The organism is Streptosporangium sp. G12 (genome assembly GCF_052983175.1).
Window position 1 is genome coordinate 38,879 of the sequence record NZ_JBRIQO010000018.1, and the last position, 24,977, is coordinate 63,855.

17 protein-coding genes are annotated in these 24,977 nt (G+C 72.2%); 1 reads left to right on the forward strand and 16 read right to left on the reverse strand.

The genetic code is table 11. From position 1 onward, the window contains the following. From ACVCAG_RS26355 to ACVCAG_RS26365, 3 genes are all read right to left on the reverse strand, one after another. Positions 1 to 942, reverse strand: a complete 942-nt coding sequence (locus tag ACVCAG_RS26355; protein ID WP_440085489.1) for an ABC transporter permease subunit — start codon at positions 940 to 942, stop codon at positions 1 to 3. After that, positions 939 to 2,228, reverse strand: coding sequence for an extracellular solute-binding protein (locus ACVCAG_RS26360; protein WP_440085490.1), 1,290 nt, complete (start codon positions 2,226 to 2,228; stop codon positions 939 to 941). The genes ACVCAG_RS26355 and ACVCAG_RS26360 overlap by 4 nt, the downstream gene beginning before the upstream one ends. Before the next feature lie 98 nt (positions 2,229 to 2,326). After that, positions 2,327 to 3,496: a PLP-dependent transferase gene (locus tag ACVCAG_RS26365; RefSeq protein WP_440085491.1), complete on the reverse strand. Its 1,170-nt coding sequence runs from the start codon at positions 3,494 to 3,496 to the stop codon at positions 2,327 to 2,329. A 62-nt stretch (positions 3,497 to 3,558) separates the two neighbouring features. Here ACVCAG_RS26365 and ACVCAG_RS26370 point away from each other — a divergent pair, with 62 nt between their 5' ends. Continuing rightward, positions 3,559 to 4,575, forward strand: coding sequence for a substrate-binding domain-containing protein (locus ACVCAG_RS26370; protein ID WP_440085492.1), 1,017 nt, complete (start codon positions 3,559 to 3,561; stop codon positions 4,573 to 4,575). A gap of 120 nt (positions 4,576 to 4,695) precedes the next feature. Here the strand turns inward: ACVCAG_RS26370 and ACVCAG_RS26375 are convergent, their stop codons facing one another. The 13 genes from ACVCAG_RS26375 to moeZ all read right to left on the reverse strand — a co-directional run bounded on the left by ACVCAG_RS26375 (position 4,696) and on the right by moeZ (position 24,924). Further along, a complete protein-coding gene (locus tag ACVCAG_RS26375) occupies positions 4,696 to 5,442 on the reverse strand; it encodes a hypothetical protein (protein ID WP_440085493.1) in 747 nt (248 codons plus the stop codon). Between the two features lie 43 nt (positions 5,443 to 5,485). Beyond that, positions 5,486 to 6,679, reverse strand: a complete 1,194-nt coding sequence (locus tag ACVCAG_RS26380) for a cytochrome P450 (RefSeq protein WP_440085494.1) — start codon at positions 6,677 to 6,679, stop codon at positions 5,486 to 5,488. Positions 6,680 to 6,710: 31 nt separating this feature from the next. Then, complete coding sequence (locus tag ACVCAG_RS26385; RefSeq protein WP_440085495.1) at positions 6,711 to 7,418, reverse strand: TetR family transcriptional regulator; 708 nt, start codon at positions 7,416 to 7,418, stop codon at positions 6,711 to 6,713. Positions 7,419 to 7,573: 155 nt separating this feature from the next. Beyond that, positions 7,574 to 11,344, reverse strand: a complete 3,771-nt coding sequence (locus tag ACVCAG_RS26390) for an ATP-dependent helicase (protein ID WP_447190473.1) — start codon at positions 11,342 to 11,344, stop codon at positions 7,574 to 7,576. Positions 11,345 to 11,476: 132 nt separating this feature from the next. Continuing rightward, the gene (locus tag ACVCAG_RS26395; protein WP_440085497.1) at positions 11,477 to 14,644 is read right to left on the reverse strand and encodes a UvrD-helicase domain-containing protein; all 3,168 of its coding nucleotides are present in this window, start codon (positions 14,642 to 14,644) and stop codon (positions 11,477 to 11,479) included. Between the two features lie 475 nt (positions 14,645 to 15,119). Next, positions 15,120 to 18,020, reverse strand: coding sequence for a CDP-glycerol glycerophosphotransferase family protein (locus ACVCAG_RS26400; RefSeq protein WP_440085498.1), 2,901 nt, complete (start codon positions 18,018 to 18,020; stop codon positions 15,120 to 15,122). 183 nt (positions 18,021 to 18,203) lie between these two features. Next, positions 18,204 to 18,512: an MGMT family protein gene (locus ACVCAG_RS26405; RefSeq protein ID WP_440085499.1), complete on the reverse strand. Its 309-nt coding sequence runs from the start codon at positions 18,510 to 18,512 to the stop codon at positions 18,204 to 18,206. Beyond that, entirely contained in the window at positions 18,500 to 18,850 is a 351-nt protein-coding gene (locus tag ACVCAG_RS26410; protein ID WP_350947866.1) for a hypothetical protein, read from the reverse strand. Before ACVCAG_RS26410 ends, ACVCAG_RS26405 begins: the two co-directional genes overlap by 13 nt. A gap of 129 nt (positions 18,851 to 18,979) precedes the next feature. Further along, the gene (locus tag ACVCAG_RS26415; protein ID WP_447190474.1) at positions 18,980 to 20,359 is read right to left on the reverse strand and encodes a S8 family peptidase; all 1,380 of its coding nucleotides are present in this window, start codon (positions 20,357 to 20,359) and stop codon (positions 18,980 to 18,982) included. Next, positions 20,353 to 21,321: a hypothetical protein gene (locus ACVCAG_RS26420; protein WP_440085501.1), complete on the reverse strand. Its 969-nt coding sequence runs from the start codon at positions 21,319 to 21,321 to the stop codon at positions 20,353 to 20,355. Before ACVCAG_RS26420 ends, ACVCAG_RS26415 begins: the two co-directional genes overlap by 7 nt. A 110-nt stretch (positions 21,322 to 21,431) precedes the next feature. After that, positions 21,432 to 22,796: a S8 family serine peptidase gene (locus tag ACVCAG_RS26425; RefSeq protein ID WP_447190475.1), complete on the reverse strand. Its 1,365-nt coding sequence runs from the start codon at positions 22,794 to 22,796 to the stop codon at positions 21,432 to 21,434. Further along, on the reverse strand, positions 22,790 to 23,524 hold the full coding sequence (locus tag ACVCAG_RS26430) for a hypothetical protein (protein ID WP_447190476.1): 735 nt from the start codon (positions 23,522 to 23,524) through the stop codon (positions 22,790 to 22,792). The genes ACVCAG_RS26425 and ACVCAG_RS26430 overlap by 7 nt, the downstream gene beginning before the upstream one ends. 218 nt (positions 23,525 to 23,742) lie before the next feature. Next, on the reverse strand, positions 23,743 to 24,924 hold the full coding sequence (gene moeZ, locus ACVCAG_RS26435) for an adenylyltransferase/sulfurtransferase MoeZ (protein ID WP_440085504.1): 1,182 nt from the start codon (positions 24,922 to 24,924) through the stop codon (positions 23,743 to 23,745). Between the last annotated feature and the right edge of the window lie 53 nt (positions 24,925 to 24,977).

The window sequence follows — 24,977 nt, forward strand, 5'->3', positions numbered from 1 at the left end:
TCAGTCCCTCGCCTTCTCGAACCGGGTGGCGTTGAGGTAGAAGATGCTGAACGAGAGCAGGATCCCGAGGGTGAAGATCCCCACCGCGCCGGCCTTGCCGTAGTCGCCGTTCTGCACCTGCTCGATGAGGTAGGTCGTGGCGATGTGCGTGCTTCCCGCGGGACCGCCACCGGTCATCGAGTAGATGAGGTCGGGGAAGTTGAGGATCCAGATGACCCGCAGCAGGACGATGAGCACCAGCGTGGTCCGGATCGCCGGCAGCGTCACGTGGCGAAACTGCCGGAAGCGGGAGGCGCCGTCGACGTCCGCCGCCTCGTACAGCTCGCGGGGCACCGACTGGAGCGCCGCGATGATCATGATGGCGAAGAACGTCACGCCGTACCAGACGTTGGCGATGATGATCGAGGCCATCGCCCAGCCGGGCGAGGAGAGGAAGGGGATCGGCTCGTCGGCCAGGCCGGTTTTGATCAGCAGGTCGTTGACGACGCCGAACTCGCCGTTGAACATCCAGCGCCACAGCAGGCCGATGAGGAAGCCCGACATGGCCCAGGGGAAGAAGACCCACGCCTGGTAGAGCCCGCGACCCCGGAAGTGTTCGCGCAGCAGCAGGGCGAGGCCGAAGCCGAGCACGAGCTGGAACACCACGGACACGGCCACCCAGATCCCGGTGTTGGCCAGCGCGGTCCAGAACTGGTCGTCGCCGAGGACGGCGCGGAAGTTCTCCAGCCCGACGAACGGCGTGGAGGTCAGGTCGAACAGGTTGTAGCGCTGGAACGCGAGCACGCCGCCCCGGATCATCGGGTAGTACGTGAACACCGCGACGAACACGACCCCGGGCAGCAGGCAGAGCGCGATGAAGCGGGCCCGCCTGGCGTCGAAGACGGGCCGGGTCGCGCGTTCGGTGGCCCGCCCGCGCGACCCGGTCTTCTCGACCACCGTCACGATGTCTTCTTCTTGGCCTGATCCGTCCAGAACGCGTCCCAGCCGCCCAGGACGTCCGCGGCCGTCTTGCCGCCGGTCAGCAGGGACTGGATGTCCTTGTCTGCGGCCTGCTGCCACTCGCTCCAGCCCGGGTAGTCGACCGGCCGGATCGTGATCACCTGCTTCTCGTCCTGCTGGGCGTCCAGGTACGCCTTCCAGGCTCCCTGGGAGAACTCGGGGTCCTGAGCGGCGGCCTTGGCGATCGGGATGAGCGAGTTGCCCTTGGCGAACTTGATGCTCTGCGCGCTCTCGCTGAGGAACTGGACGAGCTTGGTCGCCTCGTTCTTGTACGTGCTGAAGGACGTCACGCCCCAGCCGGCGTACCCGACGGGCTGCAGCGCGTACCCGCCGGGACCCTTCGGGATCGGCGCGGCGCTCCACCCGTTCTTGGGCACGCCGCTCTCCTGGATCGTCTTGATCACTTCGGGGTCCTGGACGAGCATGCCGGTGACGTTGGATGTGAAGCCCTGCACCATCTCCGGGAAGCTCCACGAGACCGAGTCGGCGGGTGACGCCTCCTTGAACAGCCGGACGAACAGGTCCATGGCCTGCGCGGCCTCCGGCGTGGACCAGATCGTCTTACCGTCCTTGAGGAAGAACGACTTCTCCGGGTCCACCTTGTCGCCGTTGAAGGCGCTGACGATCAGGACGGCGTAGTCGAAGCCGCCCTTGCCGCCGCGGAAGGAGTATCCGTAGCGGCGCTTGCCCTTGTCGGTGAGCCGCTTGGCGGTGTCGTGCAACTCCTGCCAGGTGGCGGGCGGCTGCGCGACGCCGGCCTCGCGCAGCCAGTCCGAGCGGTAGAAGAGCACCTTCTCGTAGAAGCCGTAGGGGATGAGGTACGGCTTGCCGCCCACCTCGACGGCCTTCTTCTGGGCGAGCTCGGTCAGCTCGCCCCAGCCGGGCCAGCCCTGCGTCGGGAGCTCGGCGAGCCAGCCGTTGTTGGAGAACGACTTGGCGGTGTGGTCGCGGACCTCCAGGACGTCCACGCCCTTCTTGGTCTGCAGCACCTGGGTGATCTTCTGGTCGGCGCTTTCCAGGGGCGGCGAGATCAGCTCGACCTTGACCCCCGGGTTCTGCCGCTCGAAGTCGGTGATCAGGCTCCTGAGGAGCTTGGTGCGGTCCGGGCTGGTCAGGCTCTCGATCATGCGCAGCCTGACCGTGCCTGCGGCGTCGTCGGCGCCGCAGGCGGCCAGTGTCATGGTCAGCACGCCGACCATCAGGGCGGCGAACCTGGGGGGTGTTCTCATGGTCTCCCCAACGGGGTTGGCTCAACGGAGGGCAGTGCCTTTGACAGCGCTGTCACAACTCTGGATGACGGGGATGCTACGGAGCCCTCAGTGGTCCGTCAAGACTTCTCCAGGGCGTTCGCGAGATCGGCGATCAGCGTGGCGGGGTCCTCCAGCCCCACCGAGAGACGGACCAGTCCCACCGGGATCTCCATGGTCGCGCGCACGGAGTCCAGCGTGGTGAGCGCCGGCGCGTTGACCAGGCTCTCGTAACCGCCCCACGACACACCGATGCGGAAGTGCCGCAGCGCGTCCACGAACCGGCCCACCTCGGCGACGTCCTCGGTGTCCAGCTCGACGCTGAAGACGCTGGAGAAGCCCGTCATCTGGGCGCTCGCGAGCTCGTGCCCCGGATGGCCCGGCAGGCCCGGGTGGTTGACCGCCCGGACCGCGGGGTGCTTGACCAGGAACTCCGCCACCCGCAGCCCGCGTTCCTGGTGTGCCGCCATGCGGATCGGCAGGGTCCGCAGCCCCTTGATCGCCTTGCTCGCCTCGTGGGCGGACAGCGCGGCGCCGTACAGCTGGTACTCGGTCAGCGCCAGCGGCCTGACCAGGCGCGCCGGGCCCGCCACGACGCCGCCGACGAGGTCGCTGTGGCCGCCGATGTACTTGGACAGCGAGTGCACGACCAGGTCGACCCCCATCGTGAGGGGCTTCTGGAAGATCGGCGTCGCCCAGGTGTTGTCCATCACGGTGGTCAGGCCGCGGCCGCGCGCCCACTCGGCGAAGGCGCGGATGTCGATGACCCCGTAGCGCATGTACGAGGGTGACTCCAGGTAGAGCATCCGGCTGTTCGGCTTGACAGCGCTATCAAGAGCGGCAGGATTATCGGTGTGCACCGTCGTATACGACACCCCGAACTTCTGCAGGTAGCGGAGGAACTGGGTGGTCGGACCGTAGACCGCCCCGAGCACGATCACGTGGTCGCCCGCGGAGACCAGCGAGGAGATCGTCGCGGCGATGGCGCCCATGCCGGAGCCGAAACACTTGGCCCGCTCCGCCCGCTCCAGCGCGGCGAGCTTGCGCTGGAGCAGGTCCACCGTGGGATTGGTGCCGCGCGAGTAGACGTAGTTCTCGTCCTCGGCCGCGAGGCTCCCGGACAGCGCCCCCGCCGTGGGAAAGGTGAACAGGGAGCTCTCGAAGACCGGCGGGTTGACCGCGCCGAGCATCCAGGGCTCGTCCTCGCCGTACCGGCTGCAGATCCAGTTGTCGTCGATGTGTTCGTACATGACTGCGCAAGGTACAACATGTTCCGGAAGATCAGTCCGACCAGTCCGGGAAAAGGATGGGGATGAGCCCTCGCAGGACCACGATGGCCGACGTCGCGCGCCACGCGGGGGTCAGCCTCAAGACGGTCTCCCGGGTGGTGAACCAGGAGCCCCACGTACGGCAGGACGTGGTGCGACGCGTCCAGGACGCGATCACGACGCTGGGGTTCCGGCGCAACGAGGCCGCCAGCCGGCTGGCCAGGGGCGGCTCGGTCCTCACCCTGGGCCTGGTGATCGAGAACATCTCCAACGAGTTCTACTCGCGGCTCGCCAAGGCCGTGGAGTCGGCCGCCTCGGCGCACGAGGCCCTGGTGGTGTTCGGCAGCTACGAGGAGCGGGCCGACCGCGAGGTCATGATCATCGAGACGATGTACGGGCGGGGCGTGGACGCCATGGTCATCGTCCCGACCGCCGGTGACCACGCCTGGCTGGCGGAGTACGTCGCGAGCGGGCTCACCGCGGTCTTCGTCGACCGCGTGCCCGAGGGGATGGCGGAGGTGGACACCGTGCTCCTCGACGCCGGAGCGGGCGGCCGGATCGCCACCGAGCACCTGCTCGCGTACGGCCACCGGCGGATCGCCCTGATCTCGGACAACGACCCGTTGAGCTCGGTGCACGCCCGGGCCGAGGGGCACCGCGCGGCGCTGCGCGCGGCCGGGGTCGCCGCGGACCCGGCGCTGTGCGTGACCGGCGTGTTCGACCCCTGGCGGGTGGAGCAGGAGGTACGGCGGCTGCTCGCGCTGCCCGATCCGCCGACCGCGTTCTTCGCGACCAACAACCGCGCCGCGCTCGGCCTCGTACAGGCCCTGCGCGACCATCCGGGTCCCCGCCCGGCCTTCGTCGGCTTCGACGACTTCGAGATGGCGGGGGTCCTCAACCCGGGGATCACCGTGGTCCGCTACGACGTCGGCCGCCTCGGCAGCGCGGCGGTGGAGCTCCTGCTCGACCGGCTGCGGGATCCCGCGCGCCCGAGGCAGCAGGTGACCGTGCCGGTCGAGCTCGTCGTCCGCGGTTCGGGAGAGCTGCCGCCACCGAGGTGACGCCCGCGCCGGCATGGCGTCGCGCGGGCACGGCCGCGCCGAAAAACCTCAGCGGCGCCCTCCACAAGGCTTCCCGAGCCGTGACCGAGGTGACGCCCGCGTGGGCGGGGCCGCCGAACCTCAGCGGCGCCTGCTACGAGACCTTCCCGAGCCGTGTGACCGCCTCCTGGGCCTGGCGGCCCCGGCGAACTCCACGAGGCGGGGACTCGTTCTCGCGGGAACCTCGGCCTTCGGAGCGGCGGTGACCCCGCCGGGAGGCATGCTTCGGCGCCGCAGCTCGCCCAGCACGCTGAGCAGGACCGTCAGCAGCACGATCGCGCCTCCCACGACCGGGGTGAGCGTTCCGACGAAGCCCCGGTCCTCGACCTCCCGGGCCTCGAACACCCCGTCGGGATCCACCAGCATCTCGACCGGCGCCCCGACCTTCAGCGGGTCGTCGTACCGGAAGGTCTCGATTCTCTTTTCCAGCGGCCGCCCGTCCGGCAGGCGCAGGACGTACTCGTAGTGGTCGGCCCCCTTCCGGAGATCGATCCACGTTCGTTCCGCGACGGTCGTGGTCACCGGCTCGCCGTAGGCGCGCAGGTAGTGGTCACCTGGCAGGTAAGGGCAGGTGGACGCCAGCACGGCGAGGAGCGGCACCGCCACCCAGATCGCCCAGGGGACGCCCTCGGAGATCCGTTTCAGCGCCATGGCGGGACCGACGGCCAGGACGGAGGAGAGGACCAGCCCCAGCAACCACCACCACAACGAGTCGAGGGCCAGCAGGAAACCGATGAGACACCAGGCGGCGGCGACCGTCGTGAGGAGCAGGAGGCCCCTCACGACGACCCGCCACCAGCCGGCTCGCAGTACCGCCGCTTTCGTCACATGACGAAGCCTGGCAGCCGCGGGAGCGGCGGAACAGCCTCGTTCAGGAACCGGAGGTGAGCAGCGGCAGCTTGCGCACCCCGGTCATGCTCGGGCTCGGGATGAAGCGCGGCGGCTCGTCCGGGTCGGTGCGCAGGTGGGGGAAGCGGTCGAGCAGGAGGTTGAGCGCGACCTTGCCCTCCAGACGTGCCAGCGGCGCGCCGATGCAGAAGTGGATGCCCCGGCCGAAGCCGAGGTGGGGGTTGGGGTCGCGGGAGGGGTCGAAGACGTCGGGGCCGGCGAACTGCCTCGGGTCGCGGTTGGCCGCCGCGATCCACACCATGAGGAGCTGGTCGGCGGGGACATGCTGCCCGCCGAGCTCGACGTCGGTGTTGGTGACCCGGCCGACGGCCGCGAACGGGCTGAAGAAGCGCAGGGACTCCTCGATGGCGGCGGGGATCGCCGACCGGTCCCGGCGAACCCGGGCGAACTGCTCGGGATGGGCGTCCAGGCATACCACCGTGTTGCCCAGCAACATGGTGGTGGTGATGTGCCCGGCCACGAGCAGGATGTTCGCGAAGTTCACCACCTCGGCCTGGGTGAGACGCTCGCCGTCGACCTCGGCCTCGACGAGTTTGGTGAGCAGGTCGGCGCGCGGGTGGCGTCTGCGCTCGTCGGCGTGCTCGCCGATGTAGTCGGCGAGGTGCTTGAACTGCTCCATGGCGACCGCGACGCTGCGCTCCTGCTCCTCGCTCTGGTCGACGAGCGAGAACTGCTGGGTGTTCACGAACATCTTGTCCACCCACTGCTTGAACAGGTGGCGGTCGCCGGCGGGCACCCCCAGGAGTTCCGCGATGACGATGACCGGCAGCGGGTAGGCGAGGTCGGTCACCAGCTCCAGGCGGCCCGGGTCGGCCACCTCGTCGAGCAGTTCGCGGGTCAGCTCGGCGATCCGCGGTTCGAGGTCGGCGACGACCTTCGGGGTGAAGGCGTGGCTGACGAGCTTGCGCAGCTTGCCGTGCTCGGGCGGGTCCATCTGCGTCAGCATGCCCTCGCTGCTCATCTCCAGGCTGGGCAGCACGCGGCCGGTGTCGGAGGAGAAGGTCTTCGGATCGCCGAGGATCCGCAGCGTCTCGGGGTAGCCGTAGACGTTCCACATGCCGGTGGCGGCGTCGAAGGTCACCGGCTGGTCCGGGTGCCGTCCGCGCAGCCAGAAGTGCCCCTCGTGCAGGCCCCATGTGTCGGCGATGGTGGTCATGGTCCGCCTTTCTGTCGGGACGGGTCCGGGGTCAGCCGGGCTCGTGCGTGCGGTCGTGCGCGTAGATCCAGGTGCGGTAGGGCGGGATCAGGGCCTCGAAGACGGCGATGACCTCTGAGGCGGCCTTGGCCAGCTCCTCGGGCTCCGGCGGCTCGGGCGGCTCGAAGGCGTGCCTGACGATGAACGAGATCGACTCGGCCTTGGCCCGCGTGTCCACCTCGACGCCCATCAGGTTCTCGGCGTCGTGGAGGTGGAACCCCATCATCATCGCGCTCAGCGTGTACGACAGGTTGGGCACGTCGTCGCGGAACAGGCCGTGCCGGATCATCGCGTTGTAGAACCGCTCGGAGGCGAGCAGCTCCTGGCTGTGCAGGAAGGCGTCGGCGAACCTGCCCTGCCTCTGCTGCACGTACGCCTCGGACAGCGCCCGCAGCACCGACCTGTCACCAACCATGAGGAAGGACTCCGACACGAAGCGGTGCGGCAGCAGCATCGCCGGATCCCGACGCAGCCCGTCGAGGAGCTCCTCGACATAGGCGATGGACTCGCGCAGCAGCACGGCCTCGAACAGCTGCTGCTTGGTACGCCAGTGCAGGTAGACCGTGCCCTTGCCGATGCCCGCCAGCTGGGCGATGTCCTCGATCGTCACCTTCCGGTAGCCGAGGCGCACCAGCAGCTCGGCCGCCGCGTCGAGGATCCGGTCGGCGCGCCCGTCGGCCTGCCCTGCTCGCTCCGCCACTCCGGCACCTCTCACTCTGATCACTCTGACTTCGTGACCAATTATGAAATCTGGTCAACAAGTCAGACAGTAGGCCTCCTTCCGGGAAGGGACAAGCCCGTTTCGGGGGTCGTCGCCGGAATCTCGCGCCGGACCGCCGGATCAGCCGGGGACGATCAGCGGAGGGCCGGCACCGACTCGACGAGGGTGACGAGGCCACGCTCGTCGAGGAGGTTGACGGGGCGGACCGTCTCGTTGAGCAGGACGTAGTGGAAGGCCGCGCTCACCCGGTCCAGGGGGACGGCGGCCAGGTGGGACCAGGCCAGCCGGTAGGCGGCGAGCTGGACGGAGGCGGCGGCCTCGGCCTTCTTCCCCTTCGGGCGACGGCCGGTCTTCCAGTCGACGACCTCGTAGCGGTCGTCGGAGACCTGGAAGACCGCGTCCATCCGGCCGCGGACCACCCGATCGGCGATCATGGTCTCGAAGGGGACCTCGACGTCGAACGGCTCCCTGCCCGCCCACTCGCTCTCCTCGAAGCGGGCGCGCAGCTCGTCGAGGTGGGCGTCGGTCTCCTCGAAGTCGTCGGACGCGCCGGGCAGCTCGAACTCGTCCATCAGCCGCTGCTGGCCCCAGCGCCCCTCCAGCCAGCGGTGGAAGGAGGTGCCCCGGCGAGCCAGCGGAGCGGGCTTCTTGGGCACCGGGCGGCGAATCTGCCGGGCCAGCGCCTTGGCGTCGGAGGCCAGGGTGACGAGGGAGGACACGGTCAGGTGGGTGGGCAGCTCCACCCGGCCGCCACCGCGCCGCCGGTTCAGCTCCCGCTCCCTGAGCAGGAGCTCGATGTCGCGCTCCCACGCCTTCGCGCGCTCCCTGTCCCACCCTCGCAGATCGGTCGTCGGCACCGGCCGCCGCTCGGGCGGCTCCCCGGCCTCGGCCTCGAACCCGGCCCAGGGCTCGGACTCGGACTCGGCTCCGGATTCGGGTTCCGCGGTCGCCGCCACCGCCTCGGCCCCGCCCTCGGACACCGATCCCGCCCCAGATCCCCCGGACACCGGCGCGGACCCGGTTTCCGGTCCGGACCCGGCCTCGGACGGCGTCCCGGACACCGCTCCGGCCCCGGCCGGTTCGCTCCGCAGGGCGGGGGACACGGCACCGGACACTCCGGGAAGAGGCCCGCCCGCCTCCTGCGGATCGGCGGGGAACGGCACGTCCTCGTCCTCCGGATCCGCCGGGAAGGACTCGTCCCACGGGTCGCCGGGAAAGGGCACGCTCTCGTCGTCCGGGAAAGGCACATCCGCCTCCTCCGGGAGAGCCTCCGGGGCCTCCGGGAAGGGGACGTCCTCGTACGCGGACGTGGAACCGGCCCCGCTCCCGGAAGCCGCGCCCCCCGCCAGAGCGGCGAGGGCCGCCTCGACCATGGTGGCGCCGTCGAGGACCGCCGCGTAGCGGACGTCCTCCGGGGCGATCGGCCATACGGACTCGGCGAGCTCGGCGAGGAGCGGGTTGGTGGCCCCCTCCTCCACCTCCGGAGCCCAGAAGGCCACCCGGCCGCAGGTCTCGCGGATCTCCACCAGGAAGTCGGACGGCTCCAGCGGCTTGGCCGCGGTGCCCCAGCGGTAGCCGGAGGCGATCAGGAGGTAGTGGGCGCGGGTGACGGCGACGTACGCCAGGCGGCGCTCCTCCAGCAGGTCGCGGTCGCGGCAGCGCTCGTCGAAGTCGGCCAGCTCCTCCTTGGCGAGCCCGGCCAGCTCCGGCAGGTCCGAGGCGTCGCCGCGCAGCGGGTAGGGCAGCTTGCGGGGGTTCTCCGTCCATTTCGGGCTGGTCGTGGCGCGGGCGGGGAACATGGTGCCGACGGTGAGCGTCCCGGCCTTGGACAGCGCCTGGGACAGGCCCGGCACCACGACGACCGGCCACTCCAGGCCCTTGGAGGCGTGCACGGTCATCAGCTTCACGCTGTTGCTCTCGCCCACCCGCCCGGCGTCCAGCCCGTTCTCCTCCTCGTCGGCCGCCTTCAGGAACGCCAGGAACGCGCCCAGCGTCGGGTCCTCGGAGTCGCCGGCGAACCGGGCCGCGGCGTCCAGGAAGGCGTCGAGGTCGGCGCGGGCGGCGAACGGGCCGACGGCGGTCCCCCTGGCCGCCACCTCGATGTCCAGGCCGAGCGTGCGCTCGATCTCCAGGATCAGGTCGGGCAGCGGCTGGCCGGTGTGGGCGCGCAGGACGCGCAGCTCCTGGGCCATGGCCACCAGCCTCACCGCGGCGAGGGGGGAGAACAGGTCCTGCCAGGCGGGGCGGTCGGGCAGCTCGTCGAGGGCGTCGACCAGGCTGCCGCGCTCCTCGGCCATGTCCGCCACGACCTGGTCCAGCGGGTCGGCCACCGGCGAGGAGCCCTCGCGGGTCTCCCGGTTCAGCTCGCGGGCCCGCTCGCCCAGCTCCTTGAGGTCGGCGGGGCCGATCCGCCAGCGGGGGCCGGACAGCAGCCGCACCAGGGCGTCCCCGGCGCTCGGGTCGTAGATCACCCGCAGCGTGGAGACGATGTCGGCCACCTCGGGCACGGTGAGCAGGCCGCCCAGACCGACGATCTCGACCGGGATGCCGCGCGCCTCCAGCGCCCTGCGCAGCGCGGGGAACTGCGAGCGCTTGCGCGCCAGGATCGCCACGTCGTGCGGCTGGAGACACTGCGGGCCGCCCCAGGCGCTCTGCTTGGCCCTCTTGCGCTCGCCCTCGCCCCAGGGCATGCCGTCGGGCGCGCTCTCCGCGCCCAGCACCCTGGCGATCCCCGAGGCGATCCACTCCGCCTCGTCGTCGGCGGTCTCGTGGAAGGCGCACACCACCCGGCCGCGATCGACCCGGTTGCCGCCGGGCACCAGGACCGGCACCTCTCTGGCCTCCATCCGCAGCGGCAGCTGGAGCCGGGCGGCGACGTCCAGCACGGCGTCGCCGTTGCGGAAGCTGACCGACAGGCGGTTGATCGGGGCGAGCTCTCCGGACGCGGTCCTGAAGTCGCGGGGGAAGCGGGTCAGGTTGCCCGCGGAGGCGCCGCGCCAGCCGTAGATGGACTGGCAGGGGTCGCCCACGGCCGTCACCGGATGGCCTCCGCCGAACAGGGCACGTAGCAGGACGAGCTGGGCGTGGCTGGTGTCCTGGTACTCGTCCAGGAGGACCACGGCGAACCGCCCGCGCTCGATCTCGCCGACGTCGGCGTGCTTGGCGGCGATCCTGGCCGCCAGCGCCATCTGGTCGCCGTGGTCGACGACCTCCCTGCTCCGCTTGAGCCGGTCGTACGCCTCGACCAGCGGCAGCAACTGCTCCCTGGCCCGCTGGACGGCCAGCGGCCTGCGCTGGTCCTTGACCGGCGTGCCGGGCAGCTCGGCGTACCGGCCGGCGAGCCAGGCGCCGACGTCGCGCACGTCCTGCGGGGTGCGCAGGTGCTCGGCCAGCTCCCCGGCCAGCTCGAGCACCGCCCGCGTGACGGTCGCCGGGCTCCACTCGACCTGCTCCATCGGCCCGTCGTACGCGCTCACCACCCGGCCGGCGAGCTGCCAGGAGACGGCCGGGGAGACCAGGCGCATGGTCGGCTCCAGCGCCTCGCGCAGGGCGTGGTCGGTGACCAGGCGGGCCGCGTAGGCGTGGTAGGTCGAGATGGTCGGCTCGCCCTCCATCAGGTCGGCGGGCACCTGCTTGGTCTCGACCAGGCCGTTGAGCCGCTCGCGCACGCGCGCGGCCAGCTCTCCGGCGGCCTTCCTGGTGAAGGTCAGGCCGAGCACCTGCTCGGGGCGGACCAGGCCGTTGGCGACCAGCCAGACGACGCGCCCGGCCATGGTCTCGCTCTTGCCCGACCCGGCTCCGGCCATCACCACCATCGGTTCGAGACCGGCCTCGATCACGGCGGCCTGTTCGGGGGTCGGCGGCAGGATGCCCAGCTTGGCGGCCAGCTGGACCGGGCTCAGCACGTGGCGCCCCCGTGACGGGCCGCGCGACGCGAGCCCGATCCTCCCGTACGCGTGACACGGCCGGGCGCGGGCGGCGGGCCTCCCGCACGCGTGACGCGGTTCAGCACGGGGCGTCCCCCGGGGTCGTGCGGCTCAGCACACCTGATCTCCGTTCTTGCTGACCGGGCAGCTCGACCGCACGGCGCAGGTGCGGCAGCCGTCGTTCACCTTGGCCTGGAAGAACGGCCCCGACATGCCGACGGCGACGGTGTCGACCATGTCGCGGGCCCAGCCGGGGTCGGGATCGTCCGCCAGGGGAGGCTGGATCTGCTCCTTGGCGGCCTTCTTGCCCGCCGCGTCGCCCACCTGGACCAGGGCCGCGCCGCCGGGCTCGGTCATGCCGTGCCGCTGGAAGGCGCCCAGCAGCGCGGCGAGCTGGTAGACGCCGAGCTGGGGGTGGCGTTCGAGATCGGCGTCCTTGGGGCCGTTCTTTCCCGTCTTGATGTCGATGATCACGGCCCGGCCCTCGCCGTCGCGCTCGACCCGGTCGACCCGGCCCTTGATCTGCACGCCCTCGGAGACCATGGCCGTGAACGCCTCCTCCAGGCCGACCAGCTCCCGGGGGTTCTCCTCGTGCCAGCGAACGAACTTGGAGATCATCTCCTCGGCGACCCTGCGCTGCTTGCGGTTGTACCAGACGCCGCCGAAGTCGAGCTCGTGCCAGACGTCGTCCAGGCGCTTCCCGAGGGTCTCCTCGGTGGGCATGCCCGTCGCGGCGAGGACGGCGAGCGCGTGCACCACCGTGCCCAGGCCGCGGGCCACGTCGGTGCCGCCCGCGCCCACGGAGGTCTCCAGCAGCCAGCGCAGGCCGCACTTGCTGAAGCTCTCCACCGCCGAGGGCGAGACGCGCACGATGTCGTCGGGCCAGCTGAGCGGGCGGTCGTCGGAGATGGGGGTGAGGGCGTACCACTCGTTGGGGTGGGCGCCGGGCACCCCGGAGGCCGCGAGCCTGGCCAGGTGCTCGGCCGCGGACCTGCGCAGCGGCTCGGGCCTGGTGGAGTCGGCGACCGCCGAGCGCAGGTCGGCCACGAGCGCGGACATGCTGAGCCAGCGGGACCGCTCGTCGACGCCCGCGTCCTCGGCAGAGCCGGGGACCAGCTCGGTGAGGAAGCGGGAGGGCCGCTCCTCGGTGTCGTCGCCGCCCACGGCGGTGACGATGAGCCTCTTCCTGGCCCTGGTGGCGGCCACGTAGAACAGGCGGCGCTCCTCGGCCAGCAGCTGCGAGGCGAGGGCGGCGGAGACGGCCGCCGGGTTCTCGTGCTCGGAGCCCTCGGCCCTGGCGACCATGTCGTCGGTGCTCAGGATGGACCCGCGCAGCCGCAGGTCCGGCCAGGCACCCTCCTGGACCCCCGCGACGATCACCACGTCCCACTCCAGGCCCTTGGAGCGGTGCGCGGTGAGGATGCGGACCGTGTCCCCGTCGGGGGCGCGGTCGGCGAGGGAGTCGCCGGGGATCTCCTGGGCGACCAGGTCCTCGACGAACACGTCCACCCCGGCGTGCGGGAGCCGGTCGACGAACCTGGCCGTGTGGTCGAACAGCGCCACGACGGCGTCGAGGTCGCGGTCGGCCATGGTGCCCCTGACGCCGCCCCTGAGGCTGATGTCGGTCCACTTCCTGGCCAGGCCGGTGGCCTGCCAGACGGCCCACAGCACGTCCTCGGCGGTGCCGCCCTGCCGTACGGCCTCGGTGGCGGCGGAGATGAGGCCGGCGAGCCGTTCGGCGGGCAGCGCCACGTGCGGCTCCACCCTCACCAGCTCCCGCGCGTCCTTCAGCGCCGCGACCATCAGCTCGCCCGAGGAACGCGGGCCGGGGGTCTCGCGCTCGGCGGCGGCGCGTTCCACCATCTCGTCCACGTCGTGCTCGTCGGGGTTGGCCAGCGCCTCGTGCTCGGCGATCCGCAGGGCGCGGCGCAACCGGCGCACCCCGATCATGTCGGTGCCGCCGAGCGCCCCGGTCAGCAGCTCCTCCGCGACCCCCTCGTCGAGGGTCTCCGGGTGCAGCGCCACCTGGATGAGCCTGATCAGCGGCCGTACGCCCGGCTCCTGGAACAGCGGCACCTCGCCGCCGCCGACCACGACCGGCACCCCGGCGGTGACCAGGGCGCGGCGCAGCAGCGGCACCTGGCGCGTCGCCGACCGCACCAGCACGGCCATCCGCGACCAGGGGACGCCGTCCAGCAGGTGCGCCCTGCGGAGCGTGTCGGCCACGATCGCCGCCTCCTGGGTGGCGCCGTCGGCCACCAGCACCCGTACGTCGCCGGGCTCGGCGTCCGGCAGGGCTCGCAGGTCGCGGTGGGCGGCGCCGCCGGGGGTGGCGGGCAGGCGGGCGGTGACCCGGCGGGTGGCCCGCAGCAGGTCCCGGCCGCTGCGGCGGCAGACGCGCAGCGCGACGACGGGGGCCTTCGCGCCGTCGGCGGCGCGGAAGCGGTCGGGGAAGTTCATGATCCCGCGGACGTCGGCGCCGCGGAAACCGTAGATCGACTGGTCGGGGTCGCCGACCGCGATCAGGTCGCGGCCCTCCCCGGCCAGCTGCTGGAGCAGGAACTCCTGCGCCGGGTCGGTGTCCTGGTACTCGTCGACGAAGACGGCGTCGTACGCCGACCGCTCGCGGGTCCGCACCTCGGGGTCGGAGAGCAGGGCCCCCGCCGCGCGGATCAGCTCCGCGTAGTCGAGGACCGGTTCGAGGTCGAGGTCGAACCTGGCCTGGTAGCGGTCGGCGAACCCTCCGGCCGCCACCCAGTCGGCGCGGCCGTGGCGGCGGCCCAGCTCTCTCAGCTCGGGCCCGTCGAGGCCGCGCTCGGCGGCGCGGGCCAGGAAGTCGCGGAGCTCCTGGGCGAAGCCACGCGTCTTGAGCGCCTCGTGCATGTCGTCGGGCCAGTGCGTGGCGCCGTCCTCCAGCTCGCCGTGGAGCAGACGGCGGATCTCCAGAAGCTGCTCGGGACCGGTCAGCAGCCGCGGCGGCAGCCCTCCGGCGAGCACGGCCTCGCGGCGCAGCAGCGCGTAGGCGTAGCTGTGGAAGGTGAGGGCGAGGGGGGTGCGGGTGGTGCGGCGCATCCGGGCGGTGATGCGCTCGCGCAGCTCCTCGGCGGCCTTGCGGCTGAAGGTGAGGACGAGCACCCGTTCGGGGTCGACGCCCCGGCGCTCGATCCTGTCGACGACGGTCTCGACGATCGTGGTGGTCTTGCCGGTGCCGGGCCCCGCGAGCACGAGGAGCGGGCCGCTCTCATGGGCCACCACCGCCCGCTGGTGCTCGTCGAGCACAGGGGCAACAGCCCTCCCCGCGCCCTCACGACGTATCAGCCGCCAGTCCTGACCACTCACAACTCGCCATTCCACCAGATCCCGGACGATGATCGTGCCGAGTCGGCGGGTACGGCATGGCGGATTCTCCGCCGAACACGGCGGGCGGCGGGCGGTTTCCGGAGGATCCGCCGGCCCGAACACCGCGCGGACCTGGGCGGAAACCCCCGAGGAGGGAGGTCAGGGCGGGTTCACGGGTGGGACGGGCGTCGTGCGGGCCGCTCGCGGAACCACCGGAAACCGGTCAGGGATCACGGGGCATCCGGGAACGGGCCGGGAACCGGTCAGGGACCGCGAGACGACCGGGATCGAGCCGGGATCGAGCGGGAACGAGCCGGGAACGCCCTCGCGGAGCGAGCCCGGAGACGGTTCCGGGGGCCGTTTCCGGGAAACGGCCCCCGAGGCCGGTCGGATCACCCGGACCGGCGCGGGACGATCAGGTCGGGAAGACGTGGTCGACGAGCCTCGCCGTCGCCTTACCGTCGTCGCGGGGCGCGTAGGTGCGCTGGAAGAGGTCGTACTTCTCGGCGTGGGCGGCGACCACCTCGTCGATCGACCGCAGGGCCGTGATGACCTCCGCCCCGGTGGACAGCAGCGGGCCGGGGGCCTCGGCGGCCAGGTCGAGGTAGACGCCCCGCTTGGACGAGTAGCGCTGCAGGTCGTAGGTGAAGAAGAGCATCGGCCTGCCGGTCGCCGCGAAGTCGAACATGACCGACGAGTAGTCCGTGATCAGCACGTCCGCGATCAACAGCAGATCCGTGATATCCGGATATGTCGTGACGTCGCGCCCGAGGCCGGCGCGCACGTTCGGCGCCGCCTGCATCGAGTGACCCCGGATCAGGAACTCGTGGCCCGGACCGAGCACCCGGTGCGCCTCGGCCAGGTCCAGGCGGATCGAGGCGTTCTTGCGGTCGTAGTCGCGGTAGGTCGGCGCGTAGAGAACCACCCTGGCGCCCTCGGCGATGCCGAGCCGCGCGCGCACCGCCGCGGCCAGCTCGTCACGGTCGGGGGCGACGAGCACGTCGTTGCGCGGGTAGCCGCTCTCCAGGACCTCGCCCTGGTAGCCGAACGCCTTGCGAAGGACACGGGTCGCCCAGGGGCTCTGGGAGACCAGCAGGTCCCAGCCGCGCACCTCGACGGCCTGCCGGTGCCAGGCGGGCGGCTTGGGATCGCGGGACATGTGCGGCAGGTCGTTGCCCAGGCGCTTGACCGGGGTGCCGTGCCAGGTCTGCACGACGACCTGGTCCTCGCGGGACCGGAACCACGGCGGCAGGAAGCCGTTGGTCACCACGTAGCGCGAGCGGGCCAGCGCCGCGTAGTGCTCGCGGCTGCCCGCGCGCACCACGGTCGGGCCGGCGCCCGTGCCGAAGCCGAGCTCCCGCGGGCCAGGAGGCACGAACGCGCCGTCCTTGACCACCCAGATGTGCTCACCGGCGTCACCGCGCCGCACGCGCTCCTCGTAGACGGCGCGGACGCTGCCCTCGTACTGCCGCCCGTCGTAGGCGGCGTAGACGGTCGCGTCGTTCAGCTCGCGGGTCCGCTCGGCGGGGTAGAAGTGCCGGCGCAGGGCGTACAGGCCGCCGGCGCCCTTCTCGTCGTCGGGAAGATGCTCGGCGACGGACAGCACCGGGATGTCGAAACGGGTGGAGATCAGGCGGTACTCGCGGCCGTCGAGGATCTTCGTGTCCTCGTCCAGCCCGTCGAGGATGGCGTGGTCGACGCGGAACGGGACGACCTGCCCGGCCGCGTCGCGGACCGCCATGCTCCAGGTGCCGCTGCTCAGCGGGGCCGTGTCGCCGAAGCGGGGCATCGCGGCGGGCGCGAGCCGGACCGTGAAGCGGGAGTCCTCGCGCTCCAGGGGGACGGCCTGGATCAGCCCGCTGCGGTGCTTGAGGGTCAGCGCGGCCTCGCCGGAGCCCGGGTAGGAGCCCTCCAGGGTGAGCACGCCCCGCTCGTCCCAGGTCGCCGCGGTGATGACCGGGCGGATCCGGTGGGCGGAGACGCTCACGCGGTCGCGCCGGTCGCGCAGCACGGTGATCTCGCGGTCGCCGACGACCGTACGGCTCTCCTGAGCCTTCCCGATCATGACGGAGGCCGCGGGGTCGCCCTTGGGCTCGATCCAGAGCCGGCCGCCGTCGCGCTCCTGCAGCAGGGACGCCGTCGCGAGCGGCACGACGACGGTGGTGCCGCCCTCGACGGGGGTGAAGTCGGCGGCGATCCGGTGGCCGTCCAGGCGGGCCTGTCCCCTGGTCACGCCCTTGCCCGGCAGGAAGACCTCGACCTCCAGGCGCTCGCCGGCCAGCCGTACGCCGGCCAGCTCGGCCCGGGTGGGCTGCAGCACGATCTGGAGGGCGCGGTCGGAGGTCCAGACGGGACGGATCCACCAGCCCTTGCCGAGGTCCAGCCCCGCCGGGCGCTCGGTGCGGCCGATGGAGGGGCCGCGCAGGAGGCCGCCGGCGCGGGCGCCCCGGCTCCAGATCACGATCTCGGTACGCCAGGTGGTGGTGTCCTGCACGGTCGCGCGGCGGCGCAGCAGCCGCTTGCCCCCGCGCACCACGGCCCGTACGGCCGAACGCCAGCGCAGCGGCCACGGGCTCATCTCGGCGGTGAAGCCGGACCAGTCGTAGTTGCAGCCCGCCTCCTCCGCGCCGTGGGTCGCCTCGGGGTGGAAGACCCTGCGGGTGCGGAGCCGCACCGGCGGCAGCCAGCGCGGGCCGCGCAGCACCACGCTCGCCCGGTTGAAGCGGCGGCTTCGCACGGACAGTCCGGCCAGGTAGGCGTGGCCGCTGATGTGCAGCCGCCCGCCCGACCAGGAGATGTCCTCGATCTGGGTCATCGGGATGAGGTCGGCCGCCCGCAGCCGGTACAGGGCCTCGGGCAGCTCGTCCTGGAGCGGCAGGTCCGCGTACCAGCGGAGGCTCTTGCGGACCCGCTTGGACGGCTCCGCGGCGGCGGTCACGAGCTTCTGCAGCGCGTCGCCGTCGGCGAGGTCGTCGATCCCCCGATGCTCGATCAGGTGGAAGGCGATCCTGCGGGCGACCGGCAGGTCGCGCTTGACCTTCGCGTCGACGCCGGTCACGTACGGCTTCACAAGCGTGACGAACTCGCGGCGCCTGGCGGCACCCCGCTTGGCCGCGATCTCCAGCCGGGACCCCAGGGGACCGGCCAGCGCGTCGGCGTCGAAGCGGCGGCGCTCAGCCGGTTTCAGCCCGTCGGCCAGCACCGCCGCCATGATCGAGTCGAGGGGTTCTCCCCGGTCGCAGAGATCCTGGACAGCCCGCAGACGATCAGCGACGGGGTCGCCACTGGATCGTGCGGGAGTGGCACCGGTGGCCATGGGGGAAGCACCGCCTTTCGGACAGAGCGCTGTCCTAGGCCATGGTAGTGCGCCACGGCAGGGCCGGTTACGCCGTGATTTACGGGCTTGCAGGATTTACAGGCATTTGTGATCTAGCGGGTTTCCCCCGCCCTCCCGCCCGCGCGGTCCACGGTTCCCACCCCACCTGGCCGCGCGCTCGATCTACGGCTTCCCGTCCCACCTGGCCGCCCGCATGTCGGCGCGGGCGCCCCTGAGCGGGGTCCGCTCCTCGCGCCAGCTCGCCAGGCACCGCTGCTCGTGGCCGGGCGGCGGGGTGCCGTCGGCGTGCACGACACGCCACCAGGGCACGCCCCCGCCCCAGGTGGACATCACCCTGCCGACCTGGCGCGGGCCCCCCTCGCCGAGATACTCGGCGATGTCGCCGTAGGACATCACCATTCCGGGCGGGATGCGCTCGACCAGGTCGAGCACCCGCTCGGCGTACGGGGTGGGATGGCCTACTGGCTCCATACGGTCGGTCCGGCGGAGAGGATCTCGTCGAGCTTGCCGAACTCGTAGGCCGCCGAGCCGTTCAGCTGCTCGACCAGGCCGCCGCGGATCGCGTAGGACTCGCCGTCCTCGCCCACCAGCCGCGCTCCCAGCAGGGCGGACACGCGCGCCAGCTGGGCCACCTGCCAGTCGGATCCGGGAGTGCCGGAAAGGCGGCCGTCCCATACCGCGATGGCATGGACCGCGCCGTTGTGGCGGGCCAGGATCTCCCCCGACTCCTGCGAGCCCCTGAACTCGAACCCCGCCTGCCCCAGCACAGTCGCGAGTTCCGCGAAGGCGAGAGGCGCAGGGCGCTCCACGCGCAACTCGTACCCCATAACGCGCGAGACTAGCGAACGTTCCCGGTTTTCCGGGGGGTGAATCCAGACATCCGGGCTACCGCATCCGAACGGTGTCCAAAACGCGTTCGAATCGCAGTCGAATTACGGTTACCTTCGCGATCTACCGCGCCGGACCGGCTCGAAGGCCGCCATCGCCGGCCCGTCCCTGCCGGAGTGCCGGTTGAGCATCGCCACGGCTCCCGCGAACGCCAGCAGGCCGCCCGCGAGGCCCACGCCGTACAGCCAGAGGCGCGCGGGCTCGGGGCCCGGCCTGCTGGGTTCGGTGGGCAGGGTCCCGTCACCGAAGCGCCTGCCGTCGGGCACCGGGACCTCCGCCGCGCCGGCCACCAGCCGGCCCGCCTTGGCCAGCGCCGCCGCGGCGTCGACGACGCCGAACCCGATGTGGTCGTCGTAGCCGGTGGCGGGACCCGCCGTCGCCGTGGAGGTGAGAGCCTGCGACACCATTTGCGGCGATATATCCGGGTATTTTGCTTTTATGAGGGCGGCGACCCCGGCGACCAGCGCGGTCGCCGAGCTGGTCCCCTCCGAGGATCCGTACTTCCCGCCGGGAACGACCACCGGCACGTCGACGCCGGGCGCCGAGACCAGGACCGACAGGTTGTCGCTGCTGAACGTCGCCGGCCTGCCCAGGTCGTCCACCGCGCCCACCCCGATGACCCCGGAGTATCCGGCGGGGAAGTTCCAGAAGGAGGTGGCGTTGTCCATGGCGTACTGGGAGTCCCCGTCGTTGCCCACGGCGGCGACGAGCACCACCCCCCGGGACAGCGCGTAGGAGACCGCCTCCCGCTCGCTCCGGTGCGGCCCGTAGGCGCCCAGCGACATGCTGACGACCTTGGCCCCGTGGTCGGCGGCGTAACGGATCGCGCGGGCCAGAGGGCTGTCGTTGCGCGAGCGCAGGTCCTCCTCGGGCAGGGCGGACCCGTCCTCGGGCCGCTCCTCGACGATCAGCGGCAGCGAGAGGATCCTGGCCTCGGGCGCGACGCCGAGAAGGCCCTCCTCCCCCTTGCCCGCCCCGGCGATGAGCGAGGCCATCGCGGTGCCGTGCCGCCCGGCGTCCGGGGTGTCCCTGTCGAACCTGATCGACCCCATGTCGGGACCGGAGATCACCCGCCCTCGCAGCTCGGCGACCTGGTCGTCCACCCCGCTGTCGACCAGTGCCACGATGACGCCCGACCCCTTGGTGACCTTCCAGGCCTCCTCGGCGTTGAGCATCTCCAGCACCCAGCGCTGGTCCTCGCGCACGTCCGCGGCGCCCTCGGCAGGCGCGGGCTCAGGCGGTGCCGACTCCGACCCAGGCCCTGACGACTCAGGTCGTGCCGACTCCGACGGCGCGGCCGGCTCCGGTGGCGCGGTCGACACGGGCCCGGCCAACGCCGAGGTGGCCGTCGCCGGGGCGGCGACCGGGACCGGACCCGCCACCGAGAGCGCGACCAGCACTCCCGCCGCCCAGAACCGCCGCCTCAGCACACGTTCCCCTGGGTGCACTGGGGCACGGCGCTGGGCTCGTCGCCGAGGGCGCGGGCGATGCGTCCCGCGACCGCCTGGGCCGCGGGCCACAGCTCGCTGTGCAGGATCTCCTCGGGGGAGACCGCCTGCCGGGTGCGGCCGTCGGTGTAGCCGGCGGTGGAGAAGACGATGTAGGGACCGACGCCCACCCAGGCGTTGCGCTGGCGTTGCGCGGCCCCGAACAGCTCGGTCGCCGTGCCGGGGAAGGCCACGGGGCGCACCCCCACCCGATCGTCCACGGCGAGCTGCGCGGAGGCGGCGATCCGCCGCTCCTCGTCGGCGAGCACGGCGATGCCCACGGTGAAGGCGAAGGAGGACGTCTGGTCGACGTAGGTGGCCCGCAGCAGGGTGCGGCAGCCGTACTCCGAGAGCACCGAGCCCACCGGCGCGTCCGTTCCCGCCGCGCAGGCCACCTCGGGGGCGAGGCCGACCCTGCGGGCGTACTGCTGGACCCTGCCGAGGCCGATGTACTGCAGCTCGACGGGAAAGACCAGGTCCGCGCTCCAGGTGTGCCAGCGCCTGGCGATGTCGTCCTGGATGTAGCGGGCCTGCTCGGCGGCGGTCAGCGGGCGCGAGCTCGTCTCGCGCACCAGGCCGACCGTACCGGTCAGCACGTTGGTGGCGGCGATGGCGAGGATCGTGCCCATCAGGATCAGGAAGATCGTACGAAAGCGGATGCCCTGTTCCAGGGTCGCCAGCTCGGTCCGCTTGACCGCCGCGCGGTCGCGCCCCGCCGCCGGCCAGGCCCGCACGCGGGCCCGCCTGGCCGCGGAGCCCGGCGCGGGCGCCCGCCGGATCCGGCCACCACCGGACCCGCCGATGCCGCCCACCCGGGAGCCTGACGGCGGCCAGCCGCCGCGAGCGCGGGGGGCGGGGGTTCCCAGAGGCCGCTCCGGCTCCTGGGACCGCCCTTGCTGCGACATACTCCGATGCTACGTCGAAGGACCTCTCCGCCCTATCGGCGGCGGGTATTTTCGCGGCACTCTCCGTGGCAGCACCAGGCCTCGGGAGTTCGCCCGGCACCGCCGGGAGCTCACGGCCAGGGGGCCGCGACCCGGTCGGGCCCAGGTTCGTCGAAGGCCTCCGGCGGGCGGGTACGGCCGACGAACACGGCGAGCGCGATCAGGGAGACGACCGCGCCGAACCCGGCGGCCACGGCCACGCCGCCGTACAGGGTGATCCGGTCCCGGTCGCGGTGGACGACCCGCACCGGCTCGACCGCCACGCCCAGCGGGCGGGCGGGGTCGTGTCCCCCGGCCCCCTCGGCGGTGAGGGTGTGCCGGGAGATCCTGGCGGCGGCGGCGAGGGCCCGGGTCGCGTTGACGACGCCGAAGCCCGTACCGGTGTCGTAGCCGCCCGTGGGCCGCCGGGTGGCTCCCTCGGTGATCGCCTGCACGACCAGCACGGGCGACATTTTTGGATATTTTGCCTTAATGAGGGCGACAACCCCCGACACCAGGGCGGTCGCCTGGGAAGTGCCCCGGCCGACCCAGTACTCGTCCCCCGGACCGGCGCCGAGGATGTCCACCCCCGGCGCGGCCACCAGGACCGAGGGGTTCCGGTTGGAGAACGAGGCCCGGCGCAGCCCGCGGTCCGTCGCGGCGACCGAGACCACTCCCGGGAAGGCCGCCGGGTAGGAGTAGGGGGCGTGGCCGCTGGCGTCCGGCTTCCCGGCACCCTCGTTGCCCGCCGCCGCGACGAGCACGACCCCCTTGGAGATCGCGTAGCGGATCGCCGACCGCTCCTCCCTGGTCGCCAGCTCCTTGGAGATCGACATGTTGATCACGTCGGCGCCGCGGTCCACCGCGTGCCTGATGCCCCTGGCCACCACGTTCTCGTAGCGCTCGGCGGTGTTGAACTCCCGGAAACCCGGCTCCTCGTCCTCCAGGATGACCCGTACCGACAGCACCCTCGCGCGGGGCGCGACGCCGATCACCCCGTCGGCCCCGCCCGGCCCGTGGCCGTGCCCGGCGATCAGCGACGCCATGTACGTGCCGTGCAGCCTCAGGGGGCTCACCCCCGGCGGGTTGGCCCCGGCCGTGAAGTCCTTGCCCTCGGTCACCGAACCGGCCAGGTCACGGTGGTCGCGGTCCACGCCGGAGTCGAGCACGGCCACGGTCACGCCCTCGCCCTCGGAGATCCGCCAGGCGGCGGGCAGGTCGAGGGTCCGCAGCACCTCCCGCTGGCTGTCCCTGACGTCGTCGGCCCGCGCGGCCGGAACCGGGGCCAGGATCACCGGCACCACCACCGCCGCCAGCACCACCGGCACCGTCCGCCTCGCGACGTTCCACAGCGCCCCCAGCGCCCCCAGCGCCCCCGGCACCCGGCCCCCCGGCCTCGCCCTCGCCCTCGCGGGCGGTCCGGCGGTGGCGGGGAGACGCCTCGGCGTGTTCAGCATCGCCACTCCGTGGAGACGCAGTCGGGGCGGGCGGGCATGGACAGATCGGCGAGGATGCGGTCGGCGATGTCCCCGGTGAACGCGAACAGGGTCGGCCGCTGCTCGCCGACCGCCCTGGCGGGCCGGCCGTCGGTCTGGCCGACCGTGGCCATCACCACGTACGGGCCCGCCCGCCGGGCGAGGCCCGCCTGGCGTCCCGCGGAGACGAACCGGTCGGTCACGGTGCCGCGGAAGGCCAGTGCCCTCAGGCCGGGCGAGGGACGGCCGCCCCTGGGCAGCGCCGCTTCGGCCCTGGTGGCGCCGGACTCGTCCGCGAAGGCCGCGACGCCGACGGTGACCACGATCCCCTGGAGCGCGTCGATGTAGGTGGCCCGCAGAATGCCCAGGCAGCCCGCCCGCCGCAGCGCCTTGCGCAACCTGGCGTCGACCGCGCCGTCACAGCGGGTCTCCGGCGAGATGCCCACCCGGCGGGCCTTCTCCTCACCGCCCTGCTCCGCGGCGTAGGGGACGGTCTCGGGGAAGACGCGCCCGGCGGGCCAGGCCTGCCATCGCCTGGCCACCTCGTCGAGGGCGGCCCGGTCGAGCTCCGCCTGGGTCGGCCCCCGGGTGAGTTCCGTCGCCGCGGCGCTGCTCGCCACCCCGGCCACGATCGCGCAGAGCAGCGTCAGGGCGGAAGCCACGACCAGCGTCGGCCATGAACGCCGCCGCTGACGTGGGACTTCATTCACGCACCCGACCTTAATGCGGTGTGGCGGGTGTCATCCGCCGTTCCGTCCAGATCCGTCAGCGTGGAGAGGACTTGGTGACCTCGGCGGAACCCCGGCGGAACCCTGAACGGCGGGCGCCCCGCGGAGCGGGTGCTCCACGGGGCGCGGGTCGCGCGGGACGCGAGGCCTTTCAGGTCGTGCGGGCCCGGGGCCTTCGGACGGAGCCTTCGAACAGGGCCTTAGTAGGTGGGCAGGCTCGGGTCGACCGTCTTGATCCAGCTGAGCACGCCGCCGCCCACGTGGACGGCGTCGGAGAAGCCGGCGCTCTTGACGACCGCGAGGACCTCGGCGGAGCGGGCGCCGGACTTGCAGTGCAGGACGATCTTCTTGTCCTGCGGCAGCCTCTCCAGCGCGGAGCCGTTGAGGAACTCGCCCTTGGGGATGAGCACGGCGCCGGGGATGGACACGATCTCGTACTCGTTCGGCTCGCGAACGTCGATCACGTAGATGCTCTCGCCCCTGTCCTGCCAGGACTTGAGCTCGGCGGCGGTGATCGTGGAGCCGGAGGCGGCCTCCTGGGCCTCCTCGGAGACCGCGCCGCAGAACGCCTCGTAGTCGTCGAGCAGCTGGGTGACCGTCGGGTTCTTGCCGCAGAGCACGCACTCGGGGTCCCTGCGGACCTTGACCGAGCGGTAGTTCATCTCCAGGGCGTCGTAGATCATCAGACGGCCGACCAGCGGCTCGCCGATGCCCGCGAGGAGCTTGATGGCCTCGTTGACCTGGATGGAGCCGATCGACGCGCACAGCACGCCGAGCACGCCGCCCTCGGCGCACGAGGGGACCATGCCGGGCGGCGGGGGCTCGGGGTAGAGGCAGCGGTAGCAGGGGCCGTGCTCGGCCCAGAAGACGCTGGCCTGGCCGTCGAAGCGGTAGATCGAGCCCCAGACGTACGGCTTGCCGAGGAGGACCGCCGCGTCGTTGACCATGTAGCGGGTGGCGAAGTTGTCGGTGCCGTCCACGATCAGGTCGTAGGCGGCGAAGATCTCCATCACGTTGTCGGTGGTGAGAGCCTCGTTGTGGACGACCACGTTGACGAGCGGGTTGATCTCCCTGACGCTGTCGGCGGCGCTCTCCGCCTTGGGTCGTCCGACGTCGGACTGGCCGTGGATGACCTGCCGCTGGAGGTTGGACTCGTCGACCACGTCGAAGTCGATGACGCCGAGCGTGCCCACTCCCGCGGCGGCGAGATAGAGCAGCGCGGGGGAACCCAGGCCTCCGGCGCCCACACAGAGCACCTTGGCGTTCTTCAGGCGCTTCTGCCCGGCCATGCCGACGTCAGGGATGATCAGGTGGCGCGAGTAACGACGCACCTCGTCGACGGTCAGTTCGGCTGCCGGCTCTACCAGCGGTGGCAACGACACAGTTCTGCTCCCGTTTCAGGGGTCCTTGATGCGGCTGGCGCAGCACGCTCCCC